We start from the raw sequence: 24,104 nt of genomic DNA, 5'->3' as shown, positions 1-24,104 counted from the left end.
AGCCACCGATGATTCTGCTCCGTCGCCTGCTGGGTGACGTGCTGCGTCGGCAGCGCCAGCGCCAAGGCCGTACTCTGCGCGAAGTCTCCTCGTCCGCCCGGGTTTCGCTCGGCTATCTCTCCGAGGTGGAGCGGGGGCAGAAGGAGGCATCCTCCGAGCTGCTTTCCGCGATCTGCGACGCGCTTGATGTACGGATGTCCGAGCTCATGCGTGAAGTGAGCGACGAACTTTCCCTGGCCGAACTGGCGGCGTCGGCTGCGGCCGGCGAGACGCCGGTGCGCCAGCCGATGCGACCGATGCTCAATTCGGTCTCTGTGACGTCGGTGACCGGTGTGTCCGGTGTGCCGACCGAGCGAGTGACGATCAAGGCACCTGCGGAAGCGGTGGACGTCGTCGCTGCCTAGCGATAGTCGTCGCTGCCCAGCGATAAGAGAAGTGGTGCGGGACCGGTGCTCCGGTCGACCTCCTGAGAGGGGGCGGCCGGGGCACCGGTCTTTTTTGTGCCGTGCGGGGTGTGGTGAGGGGCGTGGTGCGGGTTTGCTCCGGGGTGCCGCGTGGCCGCTTCGGACCCCGAATGACCGAATTGGATCGGTTGTGGCAGGGTTGGTGATGGCTGATCCAGATTTTCGGTATTTCTGAGGAGGACGCTCCATGTCTGTCGTGAAGAGCACGCTGCCCGAGGCCGATCTCAAGGTCGTCGGCGAGGCGTTGCAGGGCGCGCTGGTGGACCTGGTGGACCTGTCGCTGGTCGCCAAGCAGGTGCACTGGAACGTGGTGGGCCCGCGCTTCCGCTCCGTGCACCTTCAGCTGGACGACGTCGTGGCCTCCGCGCGGCTGCACTCCGACTCGGTGGCCGAGCGGGCCTCCGCGCTCGGTGTGAACCCGGACGGGCGGGCCGCGACGGTCGCCGCGTCCAGTGCGGTCAAGGAGACGCCGACCGGCTGGATCAAGGACGGCGATGCGGTACGGATCCTGGTCGACGCGCTCGGTGCGGTGATCGTGCGGATGCGCGAGCGGATCGAGGTCACCGGGGACCCGGACCCCGTCACGCAGGACCTGATCATCGGGCTGACGGCGGATCTTGAGAAGCATGCGTGGATGTTCCAGGCGGAGAGTGCCTGAGCAGGTTGAAGGCTGGGGGCTGAGGGCTGAGGGGCTCGGGTGCCTGAGCTCTTGGGTGCCTGAAGTGGGCGGGGTGGGTGCGCCGGTAGTGCTTCCTGTGCTTCCGGTGCGCCCTCCCCGGGCCGCATGACCGCGTCTAGCGTCGGTCCGAGGAGGCAGCGATGCAGCGACCGCTGGAGGGACGGTGCTCGGGGCGCAGAGTCGCCCTGGGGGCGCTGGCGGTGCTGTTCGGGGTGCTGTGGTGGTGGGCGGTGCTGCGGCTCGTCCTCGCGCCGGAGGGGGCCGGGCCGGTCGAGGGGGTGGTCGCGGCCGGGGGGTGGGGGTTGAGTCTGCTGCCGGTGCATGTGGCGGGGCGGGTGGGATCTGTGGGGGAGCGGGGGAGGCAGGTGCGTCGGGTGCGGAGGGCGCGGGCTACCAGGGCATGGAGACGCCGCCGTTCGGGCGGAGGATCTGGCCCGTCGTGAAGGCGGAGGCGTCGCAGGCCAGGTGGAGGACCGCCTGTGCCACGTCCTCGGGTTCGCCGACGCGGCCGAGCGGGGTGATGCGGACCATGCGCGCCTCGGCGTTTTCCTGGAGCGAGGCGTCGTGCTTGTCCGTCATGGGGGTGCGGATCCAGCCCGGGGCGACTGCGTTGACGCGGATGCCGTGCGGGCCGAGCTCGGTGGCGAGGGTCTTCGTGAGCTGCACGACGGCGGCTTTGCTGGTGCTGTAGGCGAACAGTCCGGCGTTGGCGGAGTCCATGGCGCCGGAGGCGAGGGTGATGATGCTCCTCGGCCGGTCGGGCTGGCGGAGCATGAGGCGGGCCGCCTCCTGGCAGGCGTGCAGGACGCCCTTGAAATTGACCGCGAGGATCCGGTCGAGGTCCTCGTCGGTGGTGTCCAGGACGCTGCTGAAGTGCAGGATTCCGGCTGCGGCGACCAGGACGTCGAGGCGGTCGACGGCTTCCATGGCGGCTGTGACCTGGGGGCGTGAGGTCACGTCGAGGGTGTGGGTGCGGGGCGTGCTCTCGGTGGCTTTGGTGATGAGGGCGGCCGTTTCGGCGAGGCCCGCTTCGTCGCGGTCGGCGCAGTGCACGGTGGCGCCCGCTTCGGCGAGGAGTACGGCACAGGCGCGGCCGATGCCGCTGGCCGCGCCGGTGACGAAGGCGGTGCGGCCGGTCAGGTCGTACGCGGGGATTCGTACGGGGAGGGGCATGCGGGCGACCGTACGACTGGATCTGACGGGTCGTCAACTGGTCGGGCCGGGTTGGCAGTTCGGGCACCAGTAGGTGGGGCGTTCGCGGGAGCCGTCGCCCTGGTCGGCCTTGCGGATCGGGGTGCGGCAGCGCAGGCAGGGGCGGGAGCGGCGGCCGTAGACGTACAGGAGGTCGGGGGCGGTGGTGGTGCGTGTGGGGCGGGAGGCGGGTGAGGTGCGGGCGACGGTGGTGGTGCGGCGGTCCGGGTGGTCCTTGTTGAGGTCCAGGAGGCGGTGGGCGGTGGCGACCAGGCGGGCGGGGACGTCGGGGGCCAGTTCGCCGACCGGGAGCCAGGGGGTGACGCGGGCGAGGAAGCAGAGCTCGGACTTGTAGACGTTGCCGATGCCCGCGAGATTGCGCTGGTCCAGGAGGGCTTCGCCGAGGGGGCGGGCGGGGGCGGCGAGGAGGTTGCGTACGGCCTGGTCCTGGAGGGTTTCGTCCCAGTGCGGGGAGAGGAGGTCGGGGCCGAGGTGGCCGATGACGGTGTGTTCCTCGGCGGTGGGCAGCAGCTCCAGGACGGGGAGGCGGTAGCCGACGGCGGTGGCTTCCGTGTTCTGGAGGACGGCGCGGATCTGGTGCTCGGGGCCGCCGCGCCAGGGGGTGCCGGGGGCGAAGATGCGCCAGGTGCCTTCCATGCGGAGGTGGGAGTGCAGGGTGAGGCCGCCCGTGATGCGGGTGAGCAGGTGCTTTCCGTACGGGGTGACGTCGAGGACCGTCCGGCCGGTCAGGTCGGAGGTGGCGAAGCGGGGGACGCGGAGGTCGGCGTGGGTGAGGGGGCGGCCGGCGAGGGCGGTGTGCAGGCGGGTGGCGGCTTGCCAGACGGTGTCTCCTTCGGGCATGGGTCCATGATGGGGGCGTGCCCCTTGAGGGGCGCGGGGAACTGCGCGCTCAGCCACGACGCGCCTGCACGGGACCGGTCCCATTGCCCCGCGGGTTTAGGTGAAGGGGCGGGGCTGGGGACCCTTTGGCCCGGCGGGCCACGGCTAAACCTGCCCGGTGCCGGGAGGCGCCCCGTGGGCCCTGTGGCTGCGCGCACCCGGCGGGCAATGCGGGTGGGGGCGGCACCCGGGTGGGCCTGGAGCGAGGGGGCCGCCCCCTTGCCCGCCCGTCCCGCCCCCGGGGGGCGGCCCCGCCGCCCAAGGGGGCTACCCGGGAAGGGGAGGGGGCGGCTTCGCTGTGCAAGGGGCTCGGTGGGACAGGGGGGGCGGAGCCCGAGAGGGGTTAGGGGCGGATGCGGAGGCCCTTGGGGGTGGCGTGGAAGCCGGCGGATTCCAGGGGGCGGCCCAGGGGGGAGGTCAGGGCGGGGGTGTTGTTGATGCGTTCGACGGTGACGGTGCCGAGGGCGCCTGCACGGGCGGAGGCGGTGAGCGCCTCGGCGGCGGCGCGGAGGCGGTCGTCGGGGGCTTCGTCGGGGGTCGGGTGGTCGGCCGTCGCCGTGCCGGGGGCGGGGGCGGACTGGGGCGGCCAGGCGAGGAGGGTTTTGCCGCCGCGTTCCATGTAGAGGGTGAGTTCGCCGTCGACCAGGACGACGAGGGAGCCTGCCTTGCGGCCCGGCTTGTGGGTGACGCCGGGCGGCGGTTCGGGCCAGGGCAGGGCGGCCCCGTACGCGTTGGCGGGGTCGGCGGCGGCCAGGACGACGGCCCGGTTCGGGGCGTCGCCCTGGGCGCGGTCGCGGGCGGTCGCGGCGGCGCGCAGCCGGTCGACCGCGCCGTCCATGGCGAACTGGGCCGCGCCGAGCCCCTCGACGACGTAACCCCGTCTGGCCTGCCCGCTGTCCTCGAACGCGGCGAGGATGCGGTAGACCGCGGAGAAGCCGCCCTCGACGCCCTCGGCGGCGACGGCGCCCCGGGTGACGACGCCGTGCCGGTCCAGGAGGGTGCGGGCCAGGGCGTGGGCGCGGTGGGTGGGGTCGGGTTCGGGCGCGGGGAGGCGGGACCAGCGGCCGGAGACCGTGGGCGGGCCGGTGCGGGAGACGGGGCGGGCCGCGCCGCTGAGGGAGCCGTAACGGCCGCGTGGGACCGAGCGTTTGGCGCGGTGGGCGGTGGCCCCGGCCGTGCGTCCTGAGCCGAGGACGGCGCGCAGTGGGGCGAGGGTGTCGTTGGTGAGGCGGCCGGACCAGGCCAGGTCCCAGAGGGCGTCGGCCAGTTGGGGGTCGGAGGCGTCGGGGTGGGTGGTGGCGCGGACCTGGTCGGCGATCTGGCGGAAGAAGAGTCCGTAACCGCCGGAGAGGGCGGTCAGGATCGACTCGTGCAGGGCCGAGAGCTCCAGGGGGTGGGGCGGCGGGAGGAGCAACGGGGCGGTGTCGGCGAGGTAGAGGGACACCCAGCCGTCCTTGCCGGGGAGTGCGCCCGCGCCCGCCCACACGACCTCGCCGGTGGTGGTGAGTTCGTCGAGGAGGGCGGGGGTGTAGCCCGAGACGCGGTGCGGGAGGACGAGCTTCTCCAGTGCGGAGGCGGGGACCGGGGCGCCCTGCAACTGCTCGACGGCGCGCACCAGTCCGTCGATGCCGCGCAGGCCGCCGCCCCCGTAGTGCTGCCACTGGGGGAGGAAGGTGGCCAGGGCGGCGGGGTCGACCGGCTCCAGCTCCTGGCGCAGGGCGGCCAGGGAGCGGCGGCGCAGGCGGCGCAGGACCGTCGCGTCGCACCACTCCTGGCCGATGCCCGCCGGGTGGAACTCGCCCTGTACGACCCGGCCGCTCGCGGCGAGCCGGTGCAGTGCCCCGTCGGTGACGGCCGCGCCGAGGCCGAAGCGGGCGGCGGCGGTGGCGGAGGTGAACGGGCCGTGCGTGCGCGCGAAGCGGGCGAGGAGGTCGCCCAGGGGGTCCTTGACCGGCTCGGTGAACGACTCCGGGACGCCCACCGGGAGCGCCGTGCCCAGCGCGTCGCGCAGGCGGCCGGCGTCCTCGACGGCTGCCCAGTGGTCCTCTCCGGCGATACGGACCTGGATGGCGCGGCGCGCGTCGGCGAGGTCGCGGGGCCACTGGGCGTCCGCGCCCCGGGCGGTCAACTCGGCGGTGGTGAGCGGGCCGAGGACCCGCAGCAGGTCGGCGACGCCCTCCACGTCCTTGACCCGGCGGTCCTCGGTGAGCCACTGGAGCTCCTGCTCCAGCTGGGTCAGGACGTCGGCGTCGAGCAGTTCGCGCAGCTCGGCCTGGCCGAGGAGTTCGGCGAGGAGGCGGGAGTCGAGGGAGAGCGCCGCCGCGCGCCGCTCGGCGAGGGGGGAGTCCCCCTCGTACAGGAACTGGGCGACGTACCCGAAGAGGAGCGAGCGGGCGAAGGGGGATGGCTCGGGGGTGGTGACCTCGACCAGGCGGACCCGGCGGGCCTCGATGTCGCCCATCAGCTCGGTCAGGCCGGGTACGTCGAAGACGTCCTGGAGGCATTCGCGGACGGCTTCCAGGACGATCGGGAAGGAGCCGAACTCGGAGGCCACCTGGAGGAGCTGGGAGGCGCGCTGGCGCTGCTGCCAGAGCGGGGTGCGCTTGCCGGGGCTGCGGCGGGGCAGCAGCAGAGCGCGGGCGGCGCACTCGCGGAAGCGGGCGGCGAACAGGGCGGAGCCGCCGACCTGGTCGGTGACGATCTGGGCGACCTCGCCCGCGTCGAAGAGGGTGTCGGCGGCACCGATGGGGGCCTGGTTGTCGTCGTACTCGGTTCCCAGGGGTTTGGCGGGAGCCGGGGCGTCGAGCGGGTCGAGGCCCATGAGGTCGAGCCCCATCAGGTCCGCGTCGGGCAGGCGCAGCACGATGCCGTCGTCGGCGTGCATCACCTGGGCGTCCATGCCGTACTTCTCGGAGAGGCGGGCTCCGAGCGCCAGCGCCCACGGGGCGTGCACCTGTGCGCCGAACGGGGAGTGCACGACCACCCGCCAGTCGCCCAGCTCGTCGCGGAACCGCTCGACGACGATGGTGCGGTCGTCGGGGACGTGGCCTGCGGCGCGGCGCTGTTCGTCGAGGTAGGACAGGACGTTGTCGGCGGCCCAGTCGTCCAGGCCCGCGTCCTGGAGGCGCGTGCGGGCCTTGTCGGCTTTGAGGTTGCCGATCTCGCGGAGGAACGCGCCGAGCGCGCGGCCCAGTTCGAGCGGACGGCCCAGCTGGTCGCCCTTCCAGAAGGGGAGCCGGCCGGGGACGCCGGGGGCGGGGGAGACCAGGACGCGGTCGCGGGTGATGTCCTCGATGCGCCAGGACGTCGTGCCGAGGGTGAAGACGTCGCCCGCGCGGGACTCGTACACCATCTCCTCGTCCAGCTCGCCGACCCGGCCGCCGCCCTTCTTCGGGTCGGACCCGGCGAGGAAGACGCCGAACAGACCGCGGTCGGGGATGGTGCCGCCGGAGGTGACGGCGAGGCGCTGCGCTCCCGGGCGGCCTGTGACCGTACCGGCGATGCGGTCCCAGACGACGCGGGGGCGCAACTCGGCGAAGGCGTCCGAGGGGTAGCGCCCGGCGAGCATGTCGAGGACGGCGGTGAACGCCGATTCGGGGAGGGACGCGAAGGGGGCGGCGCGGCGGGTGAGGGCGAGCAGGTCGTCCACCTGCCAGGAGTCCAGCGCGACCATGGCGACGAGCTGCTGGGCGAGCACGTCCAGGGGATTGGCCGGGACGCGCAGGGACTCGATCGAGCCCGAGCGCATCCGCTCGGTGACCACGGCCGCCTGCACCAGGTCGCCCCGGTACTTGGGGAAGACGACGCCCGTCGACACCGCGCCCACCTGGTGGCCGGCCCGGCCCACCCGCTGGAGGCCGGAGGCAACGGACGGCGGCGACTCGACCTGGATCACCAGGTCCACCGCGCCCATGTCGATGCCCAGTTCGAGGCTGGAGGTGGCGACCACGGCCGGGAGGCGGCCGGCCTTGAGGTCCTCCTCGACGAGGGAGCGCTGCTCCTTGGAGACCGAGCCGTGGTGCGCGCGGGCGAGGAGGGGAGGAGCGCCCTGGGCGGCGCCCGCCTGCCCCATCAGCTCGGCCGGTGAGCCGCCCTCGGGGAGCGCCTCGCCGGTGGCTCTTTCGTACGCGATCTCGTTCAGCCGGTTGCACAGGCGCTCGGCGAGGCGGCGGGAGTTGACGAAGACGATCGTCGAGCGGTGCGCCTGGACGAGGTCGGCGATCTTCTCCTCCACTTGCGGCCAGATGGAGGGTTTGTCGCCCTGGTCGTCGTCCTTGGCGGGTGCGCCGCCCAGCTCGCCCATGTCCTCGACCGGCACCACCACCGACAGGTCGAAGACCTTGCCGGACGGTGGCTGGACGATCTCGACCCGGCGCTGCGGGGACAGGTACCGGGCCACCTCGTCCACCGGGCGGACCGTCGCGGACAGGCCGATCCGGCGGGCCGGCCGGGGCAGCAGCGCGTCCAGGCGCTCCAGCGACAGCGCCAGGTGTGCGCCGCGCTTGGTGCCCGCGACCGCGTGCACCTCGTCGAGGATCACCGTCTCCACGCCCTCCAGGGCGTCGCGCGCGGAGGAGGTGAGCATCAGGAACAGCGACTCGGGGGTCGTGATGAGGATGTCCGGCGGCTTGTTCGCGATCGAGCGGCGGTCGGCGGGGGAGGTGTCGCCGGAGCGGATGCCGACCCTGATGTCCGGCTCGGGCAGGCCGAGGCGGACGGACTCCTGGCGGATGCCGGTCAGCGGGCTGCGGAGGTTGCGCTCGACGTCGACGGCCAGGGCCTTCAGCGGAGAGATGTAGAGCACCCGGCAGCGCTTCTTCGCCTCCGCGGGCGGGGGAGTGGAGGCGAGCGCGTCGAGCGAGGCGAGGAACGCGGCCAGCGTCTTGCCCGAGCCGGTCGGGGCGACGACCAGCACGTCGGAACCCTCCCCGATGGCCCGCCACGCGCCTTCCTGCGCGGCCGTGGGCGTCCGGAATGCCCCCGTGAACCAGCCCCTGGTCGCGGGGGAGAACGAGTCGAGCGCGGTCCTCACCATGGCCCCATCGTGCACCCCGCCACTGACAATCCCCGGTCCGGACTGTGGACACGCAGGTCAGCGGCTTGGCGGGCAGGCGCAGAATGGTCGGATGGAGAGGGGTTCGACGGCCACCGAGCGCGAGGGCGAGTGGGCACGGCACTGGCAGTACGCCGGGGTGCCGGGCCTCGACCTGCTGCGGGCCCGCTACGTCCGGCACACCTTCCCGCGCCACAGCCACGAGGGCTTCGTGCTCGGCGCCGTACGACGCGGCATCGAGGACGTGCGGATGCCCGACGGCACGATCAGCGCGGTGCCGGGCAGCGTCGTCATGATCAACCCGGAGGTGCCGCACGCGGCGCACGCCGGAGTCCCCGAGGGCTGGTCGTACGCCACCCTCTACCCCGCGAAGGAACTCGTGGCCGACGTCGCGGCCGAGACCACCACACTGCGCGGCACCGTCGGATTCGCCGAGACGATCGTCCATGACCCCGACACCGCGCGGCTCATCCACGAGGTGCACCGTGCGGCCGAGGAGGGCAACGCGCTCGCCGCCGACAGCGTGTTCCGCATCGCCATCGCCCGGATGCTGCGTCGTCACGGCCGTTCCCTGCCCACCCGCGGCCCCCTCCCCGCCGCCGCCCGGACCGCGGCACTGGCCCAGGAGATCCTGGTCGACCGGATGACGGAACCGCCGTCGCTGGAGGACCTCGCCCGGGAGCTGGGCACCAGCCCCTTCGCGCTGCTGCGCGCCTTCAAGGCGGCCTACGGAATGCCTCCGCACACCTGGCTCACCAACGCGCGGGTGCGCCGTGCCCAGCACCTCCTGAACGCAGGCACCGCCCCCGCCGACGCCGCCGTCATGGTCGGCTTCACCGACCAGCCGCACCTCAACCGGCACTTCACCCGCATCGTCGGGGTGCCGCCGGGGGCGTACCGGCGCGAGCGTGCAAGAACGTACAAGACCGGGGGCGCCTGCCCCTCGTAGCGTCCTGGGCGTGGCAGATCAGACAACCTCCGCAGACATACGCACAACCCGGGGCGCCCCCGCCGGCGAGCCCAAGCCCGATGCCGCCGTCGTACGGGACGCACTCGGCGTCGGCGTCGCGGTGGGCCTCTCCGGCTTCGCCTTCGGCGTCACCTCGGCCGGTGCCGGGCTCACCGTCGCGCAGACCTGTGCGCTCAGCCTGCTGGTGTTCACCGGCGCCTCGCAGTTCGCCCTCGTGGGGGCGCTCGCGGCCGGGGGCAATCCGCTCACCGCGGCGGCGGGCGCGTTCTTCCTCGGGGTGCGCAACACCTTCTACGGGCTGCGCCTGTCGCAGCTGCTGGCGCTGCCGGGCCTGGTGCGCCCGTTCGCGGCACAAGGGGTGATCGACGAGACGGCCGCCGTGGCGCTGGCGCAGCCCACCCGGCGCAGCGCCCGTATCGGTTTCACCGTCACCGCCGTCACCCTCTATGTGCTGTGGAACCTCACCACCCTGCTCGGGGCGCTGGGGGCCGAGGCGCTCGGTGACACCAACGCCTGGGGTCTGGACGCGGCAGGTCCCGCCGTCTTCCTGGCGCTGCTGGCACCCATGCTGCGCTCCACCACGGAACGCACCGTCGCCGGTGTCGCGGTGGTGGTGATGCTCGGGCTGCTGCCCGTGCTGCCGGGTGGAGCACCGGTGCTGGTGGCAGCGCTGGCGGCACCGCTGGTGCTCTTTTTCAAGGGGCGCACCGAGCGCCGTGACAACAGTGACAGCGCCGAAGGCAAGGGGGCAGCACAGTGAGCGTCTGGATCGCCATCATCGCCACAGCGGTGGGCTGCTATCTCGTGAAGCTGCTCGGACTGCTGGTGCCCGCGAACGCCCTGGAGCGTCCGCTCGTGCAGAAGCTCTCCGCGCTGCTGCCCGTCGCCCTGCTCGCGGCACTCACCGCACAGCAGACCTTCGCCACCGGACAGACGCTCGTGCTGGACGCCCGGGGCGCGGGCCTCGCGGCGGCGGCCCTCGCACTGGTGCTGCGCGCACCGTTCCTGGTGGTCGTCGGCGCTGCCGTGGCCGTGACCGCGGGAGTGCGCGCACTGGGCGGCTGAGTGGGCCCACAGACGCTCCTCAGCCGATCTCCCTGCCGTACGCCCGCAGGGTCAGCAGTGCGTCGAGGGTGACGAGGGGGCGCGCCTCCAGCACGTTGCCCGGAGCCCAGGCCCGCCAGCGCACCGGCCAGCCACCGTCCTCCTGCTGCTCGGCGGCCAGGAAGTCGAGCGCGCGCCCCATCTCCTCGTCGGTGAACCACCCGCGCGCCAGCGAATCGGGGGTGCGCGCGTAGTCGTACGCGAAATGGTGCTCGCCCGGGGCGTATCCGGGCGCCACCGGCACCTCGTCCCGTCGCGCGGGGTCGAGCACGACCAGCCCCTGTGCCCGTGTGAGCCGCCCCAGCCGGTCCGCCGCAGCCTGGGCGCGGGAGCGGTCCGGCACGCCGTCCAGGAAGGCGACGGCGGCCTGGATCTCGTACGGATGCGACTCCTGGAGCGCCTCGACGGCCGCCCAGCAGAAGTCCGTGGCGCGAAACAGCCAGGCGTGCCACACCTCGTTGCGGTGCAGCATCCCCACCACCGGGCCGGTCGCCAGCAGCTCGCCCGGAGGGTCGTCCACGACCGGCACGAACGGCGCGGCGGGGTAGCCCCGCTGCGAGGGGTGCACTGCGGGCAGTGCGCCCTCCTTGGTGGACACGTCGGTCAGATAGCGGCAGATGCGCTCCACGCGCGTGCCGCCGCACCGGCCCACGGACTCCAGCACCCGGAGTGCGTGCGCGGTGTGCAGGGGCTGGCTCACCGGGCCCCGCAGGTCGGGCTCCAGGGCGTGGCCAAAACCGCCGTCCTCGCCCTGGTACGCGTTGAGCGCCGTCTCGACGGGATCCGCGCCGCCGCCGAGGAAGTGGTGGGCGAACCGGCGCTGCTCCAGGACCCGGGCCGTCAGCCAGACGAAGTGCGCGGCGCGGGCGAGGGGAGACACGTGGGGGGTCGCCCCGGGGGGTGATGCTCCATTTCCAGCCATGTGCCGACGGTGAGGGTGCGGAGCGCTCCCCGCAAGAGGTGCGGGCCCGGCTGCACTCTCAGGGGCGCGATACTGATGTCATGCGGTTGACGATTTTCTGGGAGCGCATGGCGGCGCACTTCGGCGAGGCATATGCCGACTCCTTCGCCCGCGACCACGTGATGTCCGAACTCGGCGGTCGTACGGTGCACGAGGCGCTGGACGCGGGCTGGGACGCGAAGAGCGTGTGGCAGGTCGTGTGCCGGACGATGGACGTCCCGTACGACAAGCGCTGACGTTCGTGGACGGCGCACCGCTCCGGGAGCGGATGACGCACCCTCTATGAGGTGACACGGGTACGTCCTTGTCGCACTCATGAGTGACACTTGGCCCCGTGGCACCGACTGATGAGACCGCCCAGGACCGCGCGAAAGCCCAGTACACCGACGCCGGGTCGCCCGTCCCGCCGAGCACCGCGCCCCCTGCGGCGGCGCCCACCGGACCGGCTCGCATGCCCCGCTGGCTGCCGCGCGCGATGGTGCTCGCGCTCGCCCTGTTCGCCTGCTACCAGCTCGGCGACTGGGCTTTCCACCAGTTGATCGCGCTGCTCCTGAACATCGTGATCGCCTTCTTCCTGGCGCTCGCGGTGGAGCCGGCGGTGGGCCGGATGGCGGCCCGGGGGATGCGCCGGGGCCTTGCCACCTTCCTGGTGTTCTTCGGTGTGATGATCGCGGGCATCGGCTTCGTGGTGATGCTCGGGTCGATGCTGGCCGGTCAGATCCTGAACATGGTCGACGAGTTCCCGAAGTACCTGGACTCGGTGATCAGTTGGGTCAACCACACCTTCAACACCGAGCTCTCCAGGGTCGAGGTGCAGGACAGCCTGCTGCGCTCCGACTGGTTGCAGAAGTACGTGCAGAACAGTGCGAGCGGTGTCCTGGACGTCTCGACGACCGTACTGGGGGGCCTGTTCAAGCTCCTGACGATCTTTCTGTTCTCGTTCTACTTCGCCGCCGACGGGCCCCGGCTGCGGCGTGCGCTGTGTTCGGTGCTGCCGCCCGCCCGGCAGACGGAGGTGCTGCGCGCCTGGGAGATCGCCGTCGACAAGACCGGCGGCTACCTTTACTCGCGCGGCCTGATGGCGCTGATCTCCGGCATCGCGCACTACATCCTGCTGGTGATCCTCGATGTGCCGTACGCGCCGGCGCTGGCGGTGTGGGTGGGGCTGATCTCGCAGTTCATCCCGACCATCGGCACCTATCTCGCCGGTGCGCTGCCGATGCTGATCGCGTTCACGGTGAACCCCTGGTACGCGCTGTGGGTGCTCGGCTTCGTGGTGATCTACCAGCAGTTCGAGAACTACCTGCTCCAGCCCAAGCTGACCGAGAAGACGGTCGACATCCACCCCGCCGTCGCCTTCGGCTCGGTCGTCGCGGGGACGGCGCTGATGGGCGCCGTCGGCGCGCTCATCGCGATCCCGGCCGTCGCCACGCTGCAGGCGTTCCTCGGGGCGTACGTGAAGCGGTACGACGTGACCGACGACCCCCGGGTGCACGGCCACCGCAGCCGCCGTGCGCCGGTCCTGGCCCGCGTCCGGGGCGCGCTGCGACGCGACCGGGACGAGACGCCGCCGCCTCCGGCGGGGGACGACGTCTGAGCCGCAGGGCCCTCCCGAGAGGTCGTCCCCGCCGGTCGTGAGCCGTCCGGCGGGGCTGTCGGGCGGGAGCGTGAGCCGTCCGGCGGGTGCCGCGTGGCTCGCTTGACACGAAAATCGAACATCCATTCTCATTGGTGTTCCGGCCCTGTGACCCCGGGGCTCCCCACCGGGTTATCCACAGGTCAGGGCGACGCCGAGGCCGATTGTCAGTGGCAGGCGTTAGCGTCATTGACGTGAAGCGATCGACTCAAGCAAATCGGGTGGAACCCATGGCAGCAGGCACCGACCGCGAGAAGGCGCTGGACGCCGCGCTCGCACAGATTGAACGACAATTCGGCAAGGGTGCCGTGATGCGGCTCGGCGACCGGCCGAACGACCCCATCGAGATCATCCCCACCGGGTCGACCGCCCTGGACATCGCACTGGGCGTCGGCGGTCTCCCGCGCGGCCGTGTGGTGGAGGTGTACGGCCCGGAGTCCTCCGGAAAGACGACGCTGACGCTGCACGCCGTGGCGAACGCGCAGAAGGCCGGCGGCACCGTCGCCTTCGTGGACGCCGAGCACGCGCTCGACCCCGAGTACGCCAAGGCGCTCGGCGTCGACACGGACAACCTGATCCTGTGGACATGCTGGTCCGCTCCGGCGCGCTCGACCTGATCGTCATCGACTCCGTGGCGGCGCTCGTGCCGCGTGCGGAGATCGAGGGCGAGATGGGCGACTCGCACGTCGGCCTCCAGGCCCGGCTGATGAGCCAGGCGCTCCGCAAGATCACCAGTGCGCTCAACCAGTCCAAGACCACCGCGATCTTCATCAACCAGCTCCGCGAGAAGATCGGCGTGATGTTCGGCTCGCCGGAGACCACGACCGGTGGCCGCGCGCTCAAGTTCTACGCCTCGGTGCGCCTGGACATCCGCCGCATCGAGACCCTCAAGGACGGCACGGACGCGGTCGGCAACCGCACCCGCGTCAAGGTCGTCAAGAACAAGGTCGCGCCGCCCTTCAAGCAGGCCGAGTTCGACATCCTCTACGGCCAGGGCATCAGCCGCGAGGGCGGCCTGATCGACATGGGCGTCGAGCACGGCTTCGTCCGCAAGGCCGGCGCCTGGTACACGTACGAGGGCGACCAGCTCGGCCAGGGCAAGGAGAACGCCCGCAACTTCCTGAAGGACAACCCCGACCTCGCCGACGAGATCGAGAAGAAGATCAAGGAGAAGCTGGGCGTCGGCGTCAAGCCCAAGACGGATGCCCCGGAGGGCGAGCCCGGCGCGGACGCGGCGGCCGCCGCCACCGACGCGAAGTCCGTACCGGCCCCGGCGACCAAGGCCAAGACGGCCAAGGCCGCAGCGGCCAAGAGCTAGTCCGTGACCCGGAGGACGGACTGGGGGGACTGGCCGGGCAGCACCGACGACGTATCCGGCGGACACGACGCCCCCGCCGGGTACGGCAGGACCCCCGCGGCCGACGGCGGCGCGGGGGGAGCGGGGGAGGCCGAGGGGCCTCCCCGGCTTCCCTGGTCCTCCCGGGAGACCGGGGGGACCGGAGCCCGTGAGGGGTTCGGGGAGTCCGGACGGGGCCGCAGAGGCACCCGGGGAGCCCGCTCCTCGCGGGGCCCGGGGGCTTCCGGCCCCGGGGAGACCCGGGACGGTGCGCCGAAACCCCCGCAGGACCCGGCGGAGCAGGCACGGAACATCTGCCTACGCCTGCTCACCGGCACCCCGCGCACCCGCAAGCAACTGGCGGACGCCCTGCACAAGCGGGAGATCCCCCAGGAGGTCAGCGACGAGGTGCTGTCCCGCTTCGAGGAAGTGGGACTGATCGACGACGCGGCGTTCGCGGACGCCTGGGTCGAGTCCCGCCACCACGGCAAGGGCCTGGCCCGCCGGGCGCTCGCCCGCGAGCTGCGCACCAAAGGCGTCGACCCGGCGCTGATCGACGAGGCCGTCGGGCAGCTCGACTCCGACCAGGAGGAGGCGACAGCCCGCGAGCTCGTCGCCCGCAAGCTGCGCTCCACCCGGGGGCTGGAGCGCGACAAGCGGCTGCGCCGCCTGGCCGGAATGCTGGCCCGCAAGGGCTACCCGGAAGGCCTGGCCATCCGGGTGGTCAGGCAGGCACTGGAGGAGGAGGGCGAGGACACGGACGGCCTGGACTACGAGCCGTTCTGACCCTCACCGCCCCTCGCTCCGGCGCAACCCTTCCGTCGGACCCCCTGAATGTCAGGGGGTCCGCGGGGCGGCCCCGGTGACTCTTGTCACGTACGACAGGTCAGTCCTCGCCCGGCACCACCGGCAGCCCCGCCGCCCGCCACGCCTGGAAGCCGCCGTCCAGGTCCGTCGCCCGGTGCAGACCGAGCTGGTGCAGCGAGGCCGCCGCGAGGCTCGACGCGTAGCCCTCGTTGCAGATCACCACGACCTGCAGGTCGTGCCCCGTGGCCTCCGCCGCCCGATGACTGCCCTGCGGGTCGAGCCGCCACTCCAGCTCGTTGCGCTCCACCACCAGCGCACCCGGAATCAGCCCGTCCCGCTCCCGCAGGGCGGCGTACCGGATGTCCACCAGCAGCGCCCCGGCGGCCGCCGCCTCCTGCGCCTCGGCGGGACCGAGCCGGTCGAGCCCGACCCGTACCCGCTCCAGCAGTTCGTCGATCCCCACCGGGGACCCCGTCTCTTCGGTGTGCGTCACTGCCGCTCCTCCCGCCACTGCTGCTCCTCCCGCCACTGCCGCTTCTCCCGTCACTGCCACTCCTCCGGAACTTCCACCTGCTCCAGGCGCAGCACCGCGCCCGTGCGGCTGTAGCGCCGCATCAGCGGCAGCGGCGGGTAGTAGGCGTGCACCGAGATCGCGTGCTCGCGGGTGGATTCGTTGAGCACCTGGTGCACGTGGTGTTCCCCGAAGGCGCGCCCCTGCCCCGGCCTCAACTGCCGCTCCCTGTCGACGCCTTCGGCCAGTTCCAGGGTCTTCCACCCCTCGGTGGGCAGCCGCACGGCCAGCGACTGTTCGGTCAGGCCGCCCGAGGCCGTGGCGAACGCGCCGCGCGAGCCGCCGTGGTCGTGCCAGCCGGTGCCGGTGCCCGGCGGCCAGCCGATGAGCCACGCCTCGCTGCCGCCGGGCCCGTCGAGGCGCACCCAGGTGCGCCCCTCCGGGTCGAGCGGCAGGGACGCCACCAGGTCGGCGTCGGAGGCGATGTTCCGTACGAAGTCGAGGAGTTGGGCGGAAGAGGGCCCGGCCGACGGGAAGACGGCGGAGGCAGGAGTGTGCACGGGTGCGGGAAGAGACACGGAGAGACCGTCCGATGAGTTCGCGAGGACGCACGGGCGGCTCACCGGCCGGACCCGAGGGTCGACGGCCGGGAGTCGGCACACCGCGCGGAGGAAGGGGCGAATCAGCTGGACGGGCGACAGACGCAGCCCGCGTAGCGGACCAGGTCCATATGGACCCTCCGCCACAGGCTCACATCGGTGTCACGCATGATCCGGAGTACACCATGCGAGCCCGGGCCGGTCAATTGACGTCCGCGGTCCGATCGGTGTGACGGTCGGTGTGCGCGGAAGCGTCCGGAGCCTCTTCGTGCGCCTCGGGGCCCCCGGGAGCGCCCCCGCGCGCCGTGTCCGCCGCCGCGTACAGCTCTGTCGGATGCACCCCGTCGAAGGCCGCGACCAGATGCCCGTCCGGGCGTACGAGAAGGACGGTGTGCGCCGTCGCCCCCGGGTAGCCCTCGGCGACGAGCAGCTCCGCCGGCACCGGCAGTGCGGTGACCGCTGACGCCAGCCGTGGCATCACCCCCGCCGACATCCAGTGCCGGCGGTCCCAGACACCGGTGCCGGGTGCGACGAGCACCACCAGCAGATGTCCCTGCCCGAGCCGCTCCCACAGGCGTACGGCGGTGCCGTCGGGGGCGGTCACCACGACGTCCGCGACCGGAGCACCGACAGCGGTGTCCACGTCGGCCCGCGCCTCCGGCGACGGCGGCGGGGGGGCGAGGGGGGAGTGCGGGTACGACGGGAGGGCGCCCAGTGCGCCGTTGCCGAGGTGGCCGTCGGTGAGCAGCGTGTCGTGGCTCTTGCCCGCGCCCGGCAGGACCGCGCGCAGACCGCCGCCGCCCCGCAGTATCGGCAGCACCTGGTCGGCGGCGCGCAGCCGGGAGGCGACACTGGTGCGCCGTTCCGCCTCGTAACTGTCGAGGAGTTCCTCGGAGGCGTCGTGGTGGAAGGCGTGCGCCAGCTTCCACGCCAGGTTCTCGACGTCCCGCAGCCCCTCGTCGACGCCCTGCGTGCCGAGCGCGCCCAGCAGGTGCGCCGCGTCGCCCGCGAGGAACGAGCGTCCCTCGCGCCAGCGTTGGGCGAGACGGTGGTGCAGGGTGTAGACGCCGGTGTCGATCAGATCGTACGGAGGGGTCGTGCCGCACCACCCGGCGAGGGTGTCGCGGATACGGGTCACCAGGGCGTCCGGTGTCACCAGGTCGCCGCGCGGCGGCAGCAGCCAGTCCAGGCGCCACACGCCGTCCGGGAGCGGACGGGCCGTCACCTCTGGCCCCGCGCCGCGCCAGGGCGGCTGACGGTGCAGCAAAGCGGTCTCGGGCCAGGGGAGTTCGGCGCGCAGGGCGGCTACGGCGTGCCGCTCCACTGCCGTACGACCGGCGAAGCGGATGCCGAGGAGCTTGCGGACGGTGGAGCGGGCGCCGTCGCAGCCGACGAGGTAACTGCCGCGCCAGTAGAGGTAACCCGGCTCGCGGGTGTGCACGGTGACGCCCTTGGCGTCCTGCTCGATGGTGTCCACGCGCGCGCGGGTCGCCAGCTCGATCAGGGGGTGTGCCTCGGCGGCGGCGTACAGGCCGTGGGTGAGGGTGTGTTGCGGGAGGTGCAGGGGGGCCGGGAACTCCCCGTGGTCACCGAGCGTTAGTTCCCGTACGACCTGCTTGCGCCGCATCGACCGCCACGCGGCCCAGAGAGCCCCCTCGGCCGGGGCGTCGGTGCAGCCGAGCCGCTCGATGAGGGAGGCCGTGTCCGGGCGCAGGACGACGGTCCGGGCGGTGCGCTCCTCCTGGGTGCCGTCGCCCTCGTCCAGGACGACGGAGGGGACTTGCTGCGCGGCGAGGGACAGGGCGAGGGCGAGCCCGACCGGTCCGGCGCCGACGACGATCACCGGGTCCACGGGGCGACGCCTCCGCTCCGTACGGTCAAGCGGAAAGCTGCACAAGAGGCAGTGGAAACACGGTGCTCGATCACAGAACGTATGCAACCCACTGCAGGTGCTTGCGTCAAGTGACGGAGGCGAGTCCTTCGGGAGTGGGGTGTTTCGTTGGTGAATTGTCCTTGGAGATGAGCAACGGGCCGACCTCTGTGGCGAGGTCGGCCCGTCTGCGGAGCATGTGCGGGCTCAGGTGCTGACGCCGCCACCGCCGGCTTCGATCGCATTCAGGTCGACCTTCGCCCCGCCGCTCTTCTTCGCGCGGCGCAGGCGACGTTCCAGCCAGCTCGCGAAGGAGGTCAATGCGAAGTTGACGACGATGAACAGGATGGCGACCACGGTGAGTGCCGCGATCGTGTTGGAGCCGTAGTTCGCGGTGATGGTGCGCACCTGGGAGAGCAGTTCGTTGAAGCCCAGGAGCGCACCGCCGAGGGCGGTGTCCTTCACGATGACCACGAGCTGGCTGACCAGCGCGGGCAGCATCGCGGTGACCGCTTGCGGTACCAGCACGAAGACCATCATCTGGCCCTTGCGCATGCCGATCGCCTTGGCCGCGTCCGTCTGCCCCGTGGGCAGGGACTGGATTCCCGACCGTACGATCTCGGCGATCACCGAGGCGTTGTAGAGCACCAGACCGGTCACCACGGACCACAGCGGGCGGACCTCGGAGTCCATGCTGGTGAACTGGATGAACAGCTGGCTGGCGAACACCATCATGATCAGCACCGGGATGGCCCGGAAGAACTCGACCACCACGCCCACAGGGGCGCTGATCCAGGTGTGGTCCGAGAGCCGGCCGATGCCCAGGACCGCTCCGAGGGGCAGCGCGATCACCAGCGACAGAGCCGCGGCCTTGAGGGTTTCCACCAGACCGGGCAGCAGGAAGGTGGTCCACACCTTGGAGTCCGCGACGAACGGGCTCCACTTCTCCCCGTCCAGCTGGTTCTTCTCCGCCATGGCGGTCAGCAGCCACCACGCCGCGAGGGCGAAGACGACGACGAAGACGACCGTGTAGATGATGTTGCGCCGCTTGGCGCTGGGCCCGGGGGCGTCGTACAGAACGGAAGTCATCGCTTCACCGCCACTCGCTTGGACACCCAGCCGAGCAACAGCCCCGTGGGCAGGGTGAGAACGATGAACCCGAGAGCGATCAGGGCGAAGACGGCGAAGAGCGCGTCGGTCTCGTTCTCGACCATGTTCTTCATCAGGAACGATGCTTCGGCCACACCGATCGCCGAGGCCACCGTGGTGTTCTTCGTCAGTGCGATCAGCACGTTCGCCAGCGGAGCGACGACCGAACGGAACGCCTGAGGAAGGACGATGAGGGTCAGTACCTGAACGAAGCTGAGCCCCATCGCGCGAGCCGCTTCCGCCTGGCCGACCGGGACGGTGTTGATGCCCGAGCGCAGTGCCTCGCAGACGAAGGTTCCGGTGTACGCGACCATCGCGAGGACCGCCAGCCGGAAACCGATGTCTGCGGAGAGGTCTGCCCCGAGCTTGAAGCCGAGCGTCTGATAAAGGCCGAGGAGGGAGCCGACCATGATGATCGTCAGCGGCGTGTTGCGGACGAGGTTCACGTACGCGGTGCCGAAGCCCCGCATCAGAGGAACGGGGCTGACCCGCATTCCGGCCAGCAGGGTTCCCCATATGAGGGAGCCGACGGCCGAGTAGAGGGTGAGCTGGACCGTCACCCAGAAGGCGCCGAGCAGGTCGTACCGCCCGGAACTAAGAAAATCGAACACGATGCCCCGCGATCTCTCCTTGTTGGATCGTGGCGCGCGCCGCCGGCCGGAGCCGACGGCGCGTCAGTCACTGCTGGCTCAGCCCTTTTCGGTGATGGCCGGGGCGGGGTCGGCCTTGTAGTTGGCCGGGCCCAGGTTGGCGTCCACGGCCTTCTGCCACGAGCCGTCCTTCTGCATCTTCTCCAGGGCGGCGTTGATCTTGCTCTGAAGGTCCTTGTCGCCCTTCTTGAGCCCGATGCCGTAGGGCTCGTCGCTCAGCTTGAGACCGACCAGCTTGAACTTGCCCTGGTTCTCCTTCTGCGCGGCGTAGCCGGCGAGGATGGTGCCGTCGGTGGTCAGGGCGTCAACGGTCTTGTTCTCCAGGCCGTTGAGGCACTCCGAGTAGCCGCCGAGTGTCTGCAGGTCGGCCTTGGGGGCCAGCTTCTCCTTGACGTTCTGCGCCGAGGTGGATCCCGTGACGGAACAGAGCTTCTTGGAGTTGAGGTCCTCGACCTTGGTGATCGTGGTCTCGTCCGCGCGGACCAGCAGGTCCTGGTGGGCCATGAAGTACGGGCCCGCGAAGTCGACCTTCGCCTTGCGCTTGTCGTTGATCGTGTACGTACCGGCGACGAACTTCACGTCACCGTTGCTGATCAGGTTCTCGCGCTCGGCGGAGGGTGCCTGCTTGAACTCGATCTTGTCCTCGGAGTAGCCGAGCTCCTTGGCGACGTAACGGGCCACGTCGACGTCGAAGCCGGTGAACTTGCCGTCCTGCGTCTTCAGGCCCATGCCGGGCTGGTCGTACTTGATACCGATGACGATCTTGTCGCCGTCCTTGCCCTTGTCGGCGCCACCGCCGCCGCAGGCCGAGAGTGCGAGAGAGAGGGAGGCGACCGCCACGACGGCGGTGCTGACCTTGCGGAGCTTCATCGTGAACATCCCTTACGTCATTAGAGCGTTGGTCGTCGGAGCCGTATCCCGCCTGGCAACGGTCGTACGGTGAACGGCAGTTGTCAGTGGTGCAGGATCTTCGACAGGAAGTCCTTGGCCCGGTCACTGCGAGGGTTGCTGAAGAACTGGTCCGGCGTGGCCTCTTCGACGATGCGGCCGTCCGCCATGAAGACGACCCGGTTCGCGGCCGAGCGGGCGAAGCCCATCTCGTGCGTGACGACGACCATGGTCATGCCGTCGCGCGCCAGCTGCTGCATGACCTCGAGAACCTCGTTGATCATCTCCGGGTCGAGCGCCGACGTGGGCTCGTCGAAGAGCATGACCTTCGGCTCCATGGCCAACGCCCGTGCGATGGCGACGCGTTGCTGCTGACCGCCGGAGAGCTGTGCCGGGTACTTGTCCGCCTGCGCGCCGACGCCCACCCGGTCCAGCAGGGCGCGGGCCTTGTCCTCCGCGGTCTTCTTGTCCGTCTTGCGGACCTTGATCTGGCCCAGCGTGACGTTCTCCAGGATCGTCTTGTGGGCGAAGAGGTTGAACGACTGGAACACCATGCCGACGTCGGAGCGCAGTCGCGCCAGCTCCTTGCCCTCCTGGGGCAGGGGCTTCCCGTCGATCCTGATGTCGCCCGAGTCGATCGTCTCCAGGCGGTTGATCGTGCGGCACAGCGTGGACTTCCCGGACCCGGAGGGTCCGATGACGACGACGACCTCGCCACGGGCGATGGTCAGGTCGATGTCCTGGAGCACATGCAGCGCGCCGAAGTGCTTGTTGACGTTGCTCAGCACGACCAGATCGCCCGACGCGGGTGCCGCGTCCTCGACGCCCTTGGTCACTGAAACTCCGCTCATCGGCTTTTGCTCCGTCCTCCTCGGTTGGGAGGACCCTAGTCACCCAGTGCTACCAGCGTCATTACATCTGAGCGGAAATTGAGCATAACGATCCGGCCGCAACCGGACACTCTGCGTGAACAGGGCACGGGATGGGGATACCGGCTCCATAACGGAACAAGCCCGTAACGGGAAGGGCCTTGACGCAGCGTGGCCGGATCGGCGTGGATGCCCTGGGGCCACACATCGGAAATCCTGTGGTCACACACCAGAACAGGGACGCAGGGGAGGGGGACCGGAACATGAGACTGCTGCTCGTCGAGGACGACAACCATGTCGCCGCCGCACTGTCCGCGGTCCTCACCCGGCACGGCTTCCAGGTCGTCCACGCCCGCAACGGCGAGGAGGCCCTCCAGGCATTCCTCCCCGACGACCGCACCCCCCAGGAGCAGGAGCCCTTCGGTGTCGTCCTGCTCGACCTCGGCCTGCCCGACCAGGACGGCTACGAGGTCTGCGGCAAGATCCGCAAGCGCACCAGCACCCCGGTGATCATGGTGACCGCCCGGGCCGACGTGCGCTCCCGCATCCACGGCCTCAACCTCGGCGCCGACGACTACGTCACCAAGCCGTACGACACCGGCGAACTCCTCGCCCGCATCCACGCGGTGAGCAGGCGCACCACGACCGGCGACGCGCCCGCACCGGCCGCCGGCACGACGGTCTGCCTGGGACCCGTACGCATCGAACTGCCCACCCGGCGCGTCAGCGTCGACGGTACGGCCGTCCAGCTCACCCGCAAGGAGTTCGACCTCCTCGCGCTCCTCGCCCAGCGCCCCGGCGTCGTCTTCCGCCGGGAGCAGATCATCAGCGAGGTGTGGCGCACCAGTTGGGAGGGCACGGGGCGCACCCTGGAGGTCCACGTCGCCTCGCTGCGCTCCAAGCTGCGGATGCCCGCCCTGATCGAGACGGTGCGCGGGGTCGGCTACCGGCTGGTCGCGCCGAGCACCCCGGGCTCCCCGGGTACTCCGCAGGCGCCCGACGCCGACGCGCCCCGGAACACGTAACTCCCCGTGCGTACCCGCCTCCTCCCGCTCCTGATCATCCTGCTCGCCGGCATGCTGATCGCCTTCGGCTTCCCGCTCGCCGTCCGGATGGCGGCCGCACAGCAGCAGCAAGTGGTGATCGACCGCATCGACGACACCGCGCGCTTCGCCGCCCTCGCCCAGTACGTCACCGACGGCCCGACGGCCGCCGACCTGCACACCGCGGTCGAGGACGAGCGCCGCACCACCCTGGAGACCGAACTCCACCGCTACCAGGACGTGTACGGAATCCGGGTCGGCGTCTTCTACCGCAACGGCGACGCCATGGCCGCCGCCCCGGCCGACTGGAAGGTGACCGCGGCGGGCGACCTCGCCCGGGACGCCTTCCAGGAGGCGCTGGCCGGACGCCGCAGCCACGACCCGCCGCAGGTGTGGCCGTGGCAGGACCACACGCTGGTGGTGGCCTCGCCGGTGGTGCGGGACGGCGACGTGGTGGCGGTGGTGGTCACCGACTCACCCACCGGGCACCTGCGTTCGCGCATCCTGCACGACTGGCTGTTGATCGCGGCGGGCGAGTTCGCCGCGCTGTTCGTGGCCATCGGGGCGGCCTTCCGGCTCACCGGCTGGGTGCTGCGTCCGGTACGGGTCCTGGACGCGGCCACCCACGACATCGCGACCGGCCGGATGAACTCCCGGGTCGCCCCGGCCGGCGGCCCGCCGGAACTGCGCCGCCTCGCCCGCTCGTTCAACGAGATGGCCGACAACGTCGAGGACGTCCTGGAACAGCAGCGCGCCTTCGTCGCCGACGCCTCCCACCAGCTCCGCAACCCGCTCTCCGCCCTCCTCCTGCGCATCGAACTGCTCGCCCTCGAACTCCCCGAGGGCAACGAGGAGATCGCCTCCGTACGCACCGAGGGCAAGCGCCTCGCCCGTGTCCTGGACGACCTCCTCGACCTCGCCCAGGCCGAACACGCCCCCGCCGACCTCCGGCTGACCGACCTCGGTGAACTCACCACCGAACGCGTCGCCGCCTGGGCCCCGCTCGCCGACGACAAGGGGGTACGTCTGCTGCGCAGCGGCCCCGAGGCCGTCACCGCGTGGGCGGACCCCGTCGCCCTCTCCAGCGCGCTCGACGCGGTGATCGACAACGCGCTGAAGTTCACGCCGCCCGGCGAGGAGGTCACCGTCACCGTCGCCCCCGGCGGCCACACCTGCACCGTCGTCGTCGCGGACGGCGGACCCGGGCTCACCGAGGACGAGCTCGCCCGGGTCGGCGACCGGTTCTGGCGCAGCAACCGTCACCAGAACATCAAGGGCTCCGGCCTCGGTCTCTCGATCTCCCGGGCGCTGCTCCTCGCGGGCCGCGGCACGATCGCGTACGACGCCAACGAGCCCCACGGTCTGCGCGTGACGGTGACCGTTCCTCGGACCCAGCCCTGAGCGCTACGGGTACCCCCCGGCCC

The 24,104-nt window shown here is 71.5% G+C and carries 23 protein-coding genes and 1 pseudogene; 12 read left to right on the top strand and 12 right to left on the bottom strand.

Annotated elements, in window-relative coordinates:
- Window positions 1-8: 8 nt before the first annotated feature.
- The 3 genes from IE269_RS14430 (at window position 9) to IE269_RS43105 (ending at window position 1,586) form a co-directional block, all read left to right on the top strand.
- Entirely contained in the window at window positions 9-404 is a 396-nt protein-coding gene (locus IE269_RS14430; RefSeq protein WP_189823280.1) for a helix-turn-helix domain-containing protein, read from the top strand.
- A 247-nt stretch (window positions 405-651) separates the two neighbouring features.
- Window positions 652-1,122 carry a Dps family protein gene (locus tag IE269_RS14425; protein WP_189823279.1) on the top strand — a complete coding sequence of 157 codons (471 nt, stop codon included), beginning with the start codon at window positions 652-654 and terminating at the stop codon, window positions 1,120-1,122.
- 161 nt (window positions 1,123-1,283) lie between these two features.
- Complete coding sequence (locus IE269_RS43105; protein WP_229897640.1) at window positions 1,284-1,586, top strand: hypothetical protein; 303 nt, start codon at window positions 1,284-1,286, stop codon at window positions 1,584-1,586.
- On the opposite strand, the gene IE269_RS14420 is transcribed toward IE269_RS43105, so the two are convergent.
- From IE269_RS14420 to IE269_RS14410, 3 genes are all read right to left on the bottom strand, one after another.
- Window positions 1,534-2,316 carry an SDR family NAD(P)-dependent oxidoreductase gene (locus tag IE269_RS14420; protein ID WP_189823278.1) on the bottom strand — a complete coding sequence of 261 codons (783 nt, stop codon included), beginning with the start codon at window positions 2,314-2,316 and terminating at the stop codon, window positions 1,534-1,536. The two genes, IE269_RS43105 and IE269_RS14420, sit on opposite strands and share 53 nt — an antisense overlap.
- Window positions 2,317-2,349: 33 nt before the next feature.
- A complete protein-coding gene (locus IE269_RS14415; protein WP_189823277.1) occupies window positions 2,350-3,195 on the bottom strand; it encodes an Fpg/Nei family DNA glycosylase in 846 nt (281 codons plus the stop codon).
- A 382-nt stretch (window positions 3,196-3,577) separates the two neighbouring features.
- The gene (locus IE269_RS14410; RefSeq protein ID WP_189823276.1) at window positions 3,578-8,269 is read right to left on the bottom strand and encodes a DEAD/DEAH box helicase; all 4,692 of its coding nucleotides are present in this window, start codon (window positions 8,267-8,269) and stop codon (window positions 3,578-3,580) included.
- 91 nt (window positions 8,270-8,360) lie between these two features.
- Here IE269_RS14410 and IE269_RS14405 point away from each other — a divergent pair, with 91 nt between their 5' ends.
- Genes IE269_RS14405 through IE269_RS14395 form a run of 3 tightly spaced genes read left to right on the top strand, consistent with a single transcriptional unit; the run spans window position 8,361 to window position 10,322 of the window.
- On the top strand, window positions 8,361-9,236 hold the full coding sequence (locus IE269_RS14405; RefSeq protein WP_189823275.1) for a helix-turn-helix domain-containing protein: 876 nt from the start codon (window positions 8,361-8,363) through the stop codon (window positions 9,234-9,236).
- A gap of 10 nt (window positions 9,237-9,246) precedes the next feature.
- Window positions 9,247-10,017 carry an AzlC family ABC transporter permease gene (locus tag IE269_RS14400; RefSeq protein WP_189823274.1) on the top strand — a complete coding sequence of 257 codons (771 nt, stop codon included), beginning with the start codon at window positions 9,247-9,249 and terminating at the stop codon, window positions 10,015-10,017.
- Window positions 10,014-10,322: an AzlD domain-containing protein gene (locus tag IE269_RS14395; protein ID WP_189823273.1), complete on the top strand. Its 309-nt coding sequence runs from the start codon at window positions 10,014-10,016 to the stop codon at window positions 10,320-10,322. The genes IE269_RS14400 and IE269_RS14395 overlap by 4 nt, the downstream gene beginning before the upstream one ends.
- A gap of 19 nt (window positions 10,323-10,341) precedes the next feature.
- Here the strand turns inward: IE269_RS14395 and IE269_RS14390 are convergent, their stop codons facing one another.
- A complete protein-coding gene (locus IE269_RS14390) occupies window positions 10,342-11,283 on the bottom strand; it encodes a hypothetical protein (RefSeq protein ID WP_189823272.1) in 942 nt (313 codons plus the stop codon).
- Window positions 11,284-11,363: 80 nt separating this feature from the next.
- Here IE269_RS14390 and IE269_RS14385 point away from each other — a divergent pair, with 80 nt between their 5' ends.
- From IE269_RS14385 to recX, 4 genes and pseudogenes are all read left to right on the top strand, one after another.
- Window positions 11,364-11,558: a DUF3046 domain-containing protein gene (locus IE269_RS14385; protein ID WP_189823271.1), complete on the top strand. Its 195-nt coding sequence runs from the start codon at window positions 11,364-11,366 to the stop codon at window positions 11,556-11,558.
- A gap of 215 nt (window positions 11,559-11,773) precedes the next feature.
- Window positions 11,774-12,919 (top strand): AI-2E family transporter, encoded by a 1,146-nt coding sequence (locus IE269_RS14380; RefSeq protein ID WP_189823349.1) that lies wholly within the window; start codon window positions 11,774-11,776, stop codon window positions 12,917-12,919.
- Window positions 12,920-13,188: 269 nt separating this feature from the next.
- Window positions 13,189-14,276 (top strand): annotated as a pseudogene (recA, locus tag IE269_RS14375) (recombinase RecA).
- Between the two features lie 3 nt (window positions 14,277-14,279).
- The gene (gene recX / locus IE269_RS43100) at window positions 14,280-15,080 is read left to right on the top strand and encodes a recombination regulator RecX (protein WP_229897637.1); all 801 of its coding nucleotides are present in this window, start codon (window positions 14,280-14,282) and stop codon (window positions 15,078-15,080) included.
- Between the two features lie 100 nt (window positions 15,081-15,180).
- On the opposite strand, the gene IE269_RS14365 is transcribed toward recX, so the two are convergent.
- The 8 genes from IE269_RS14365 to IE269_RS14335 all read right to left on the bottom strand — a co-directional run bounded on the left by IE269_RS14365 (window position 15,181) and on the right by IE269_RS14335 (window position 21,619).
- The gene (locus IE269_RS14365; RefSeq protein ID WP_229897636.1) at window positions 15,181-15,594 is read right to left on the bottom strand and encodes a rhodanese-like domain-containing protein; all 414 of its coding nucleotides are present in this window, start codon (window positions 15,592-15,594) and stop codon (window positions 15,181-15,183) included.
- A 50-nt stretch (window positions 15,595-15,644) separates the two neighbouring features.
- Window positions 15,645-16,190, bottom strand: coding sequence for a cupin domain-containing protein (locus tag IE269_RS14360; protein WP_189823269.1), 546 nt, complete (start codon window positions 16,188-16,190; stop codon window positions 15,645-15,647).
- A 104-nt stretch (window positions 16,191-16,294) separates the two neighbouring features.
- Window positions 16,295-16,342, bottom strand: coding sequence for a hypothetical protein (locus IE269_RS43775; protein ID WP_387543268.1), 48 nt, complete (start codon window positions 16,340-16,342; stop codon window positions 16,295-16,297).
- A 71-nt stretch (window positions 16,343-16,413) separates the two neighbouring features.
- Complete coding sequence (locus tag IE269_RS14355) at window positions 16,414-18,063, bottom strand: FAD-dependent monooxygenase (RefSeq protein ID WP_189823268.1); 1,650 nt, start codon at window positions 18,061-18,063, stop codon at window positions 16,414-16,416.
- 225 nt (window positions 18,064-18,288) lie between these two features.
- A complete protein-coding gene (locus tag IE269_RS14350) occupies window positions 18,289-19,170 on the bottom strand; it encodes an amino acid ABC transporter permease (RefSeq protein ID WP_189823267.1) in 882 nt (293 codons plus the stop codon).
- Window positions 19,167-19,841, bottom strand: a complete 675-nt coding sequence (locus IE269_RS14345; RefSeq protein ID WP_189823266.1) for an amino acid ABC transporter permease — start codon at window positions 19,839-19,841, stop codon at window positions 19,167-19,169. Before IE269_RS14345 ends, IE269_RS14350 begins: the two co-directional genes overlap by 4 nt.
- A 78-nt stretch (window positions 19,842-19,919) precedes the next feature.
- Window positions 19,920-20,750: a glutamate ABC transporter substrate-binding protein gene (locus IE269_RS14340; RefSeq protein WP_189823265.1), complete on the bottom strand. Its 831-nt coding sequence runs from the start codon at window positions 20,748-20,750 to the stop codon at window positions 19,920-19,922.
- Between the two features lie 83 nt (window positions 20,751-20,833).
- The gene (locus IE269_RS14335) at window positions 20,834-21,619 is read right to left on the bottom strand and encodes an amino acid ABC transporter ATP-binding protein (RefSeq protein ID WP_189823264.1); all 786 of its coding nucleotides are present in this window, start codon (window positions 21,617-21,619) and stop codon (window positions 20,834-20,836) included.
- Between the two features lie 281 nt (window positions 21,620-21,900).
- Between IE269_RS14335 and IE269_RS14330 the strand changes: the two genes are divergently transcribed.
- A complete protein-coding gene (locus IE269_RS14330; RefSeq protein ID WP_189823263.1) occupies window positions 21,901-22,662 on the top strand; it encodes a response regulator transcription factor in 762 nt (253 codons plus the stop codon).
- Between the two features lie 6 nt (window positions 22,663-22,668).
- On the top strand, window positions 22,669-24,081 hold the full coding sequence (locus IE269_RS14325; RefSeq protein ID WP_189823262.1) for a sensor histidine kinase: 1,413 nt from the start codon (window positions 22,669-22,671) through the stop codon (window positions 24,079-24,081).
- The last annotated feature ends 23 nt before the right edge of the window (window positions 24,082-24,104 follow it).

The organism is Streptomyces spiroverticillatus (genome assembly GCA_014650415.1).
Taxonomy (GTDB): Bacteria; Actinomycetota; Actinomycetes; order Streptomycetales; family Streptomycetaceae; genus Streptomyces; species Streptomyces spiroverticillatus.
Note: the sequence above shows the minus strand (reverse complement) of the source record. Positions and strands in the feature narration are given on the sequence as shown.

Excerpts from the sequence above, each read along its gene's own strand:
- IE269_RS14410 (WP_189823276.1), bottom strand. The coding sequence starts at position 8,269 with ATGGTGAGGACCGCGCTCGACTCGTTCTCCCCCGCGACCAGGGGCTGG.
- IE269_RS14390 (WP_189823272.1), bottom strand. The coding sequence starts at position 11,283 with ATGGCTGGAAATGGAGCATCACCCCCCGGGGCGACCCCCCACGTGTCT.
- IE269_RS14425 (WP_189823279.1), top strand. The coding sequence starts at position 652 with ATGTCTGTCGTGAAGAGCACGCTGCCCGAGGCCGATCTCAAGGTCGTC.
- IE269_RS14420 (WP_189823278.1), bottom strand. The coding sequence starts at position 2,316 with ATGCCCCTCCCCGTACGAATCCCCGCGTACGACCTGACCGGCCGCACC.
- IE269_RS14430 (WP_189823280.1), top strand. The coding sequence starts at position 9 with ATGATTCTGCTCCGTCGCCTGCTGGGTGACGTGCTGCGTCGGCAGCGC.
- IE269_RS14330 (WP_189823263.1), top strand. The coding sequence starts at position 21,901 with ATGAGACTGCTGCTCGTCGAGGACGACAACCATGTCGCCGCCGCACTG.
- IE269_RS14405 (WP_189823275.1), top strand. The coding sequence starts at position 8,361 with ATGGAGAGGGGTTCGACGGCCACCGAGCGCGAGGGCGAGTGGGCACGG.
- IE269_RS14335 (WP_189823264.1), bottom strand. The coding sequence starts at position 21,619 with ATGAGCGGAGTTTCAGTGACCAAGGGCGTCGAGGACGCGGCACCCGCG.
- IE269_RS14415 (WP_189823277.1), bottom strand. The coding sequence starts at position 3,195 with ATGCCCGAAGGAGACACCGTCTGGCAAGCCGCCACCCGCCTGCACACC.
- IE269_RS14385 (WP_189823271.1), top strand. The coding sequence starts at position 11,364 with ATGCGGTTGACGATTTTCTGGGAGCGCATGGCGGCGCACTTCGGCGAG.
- IE269_RS14350 (WP_189823267.1), bottom strand. The coding sequence starts at position 19,170 with ATGACTTCCGTTCTGTACGACGCCCCCGGGCCCAGCGCCAAGCGGCGC.
- IE269_RS14340 (WP_189823265.1), bottom strand. The coding sequence starts at position 20,750 with ATGAAGCTCCGCAAGGTCAGCACCGCCGTCGTGGCGGTCGCCTCCCTC.
- IE269_RS43105 (WP_229897640.1), top strand. The coding sequence starts at position 1,284 with ATGCAGCGACCGCTGGAGGGACGGTGCTCGGGGCGCAGAGTCGCCCTG.
- IE269_RS14380 (WP_189823349.1), top strand. The coding sequence starts at position 11,774 with ATGCCCCGCTGGCTGCCGCGCGCGATGGTGCTCGCGCTCGCCCTGTTC.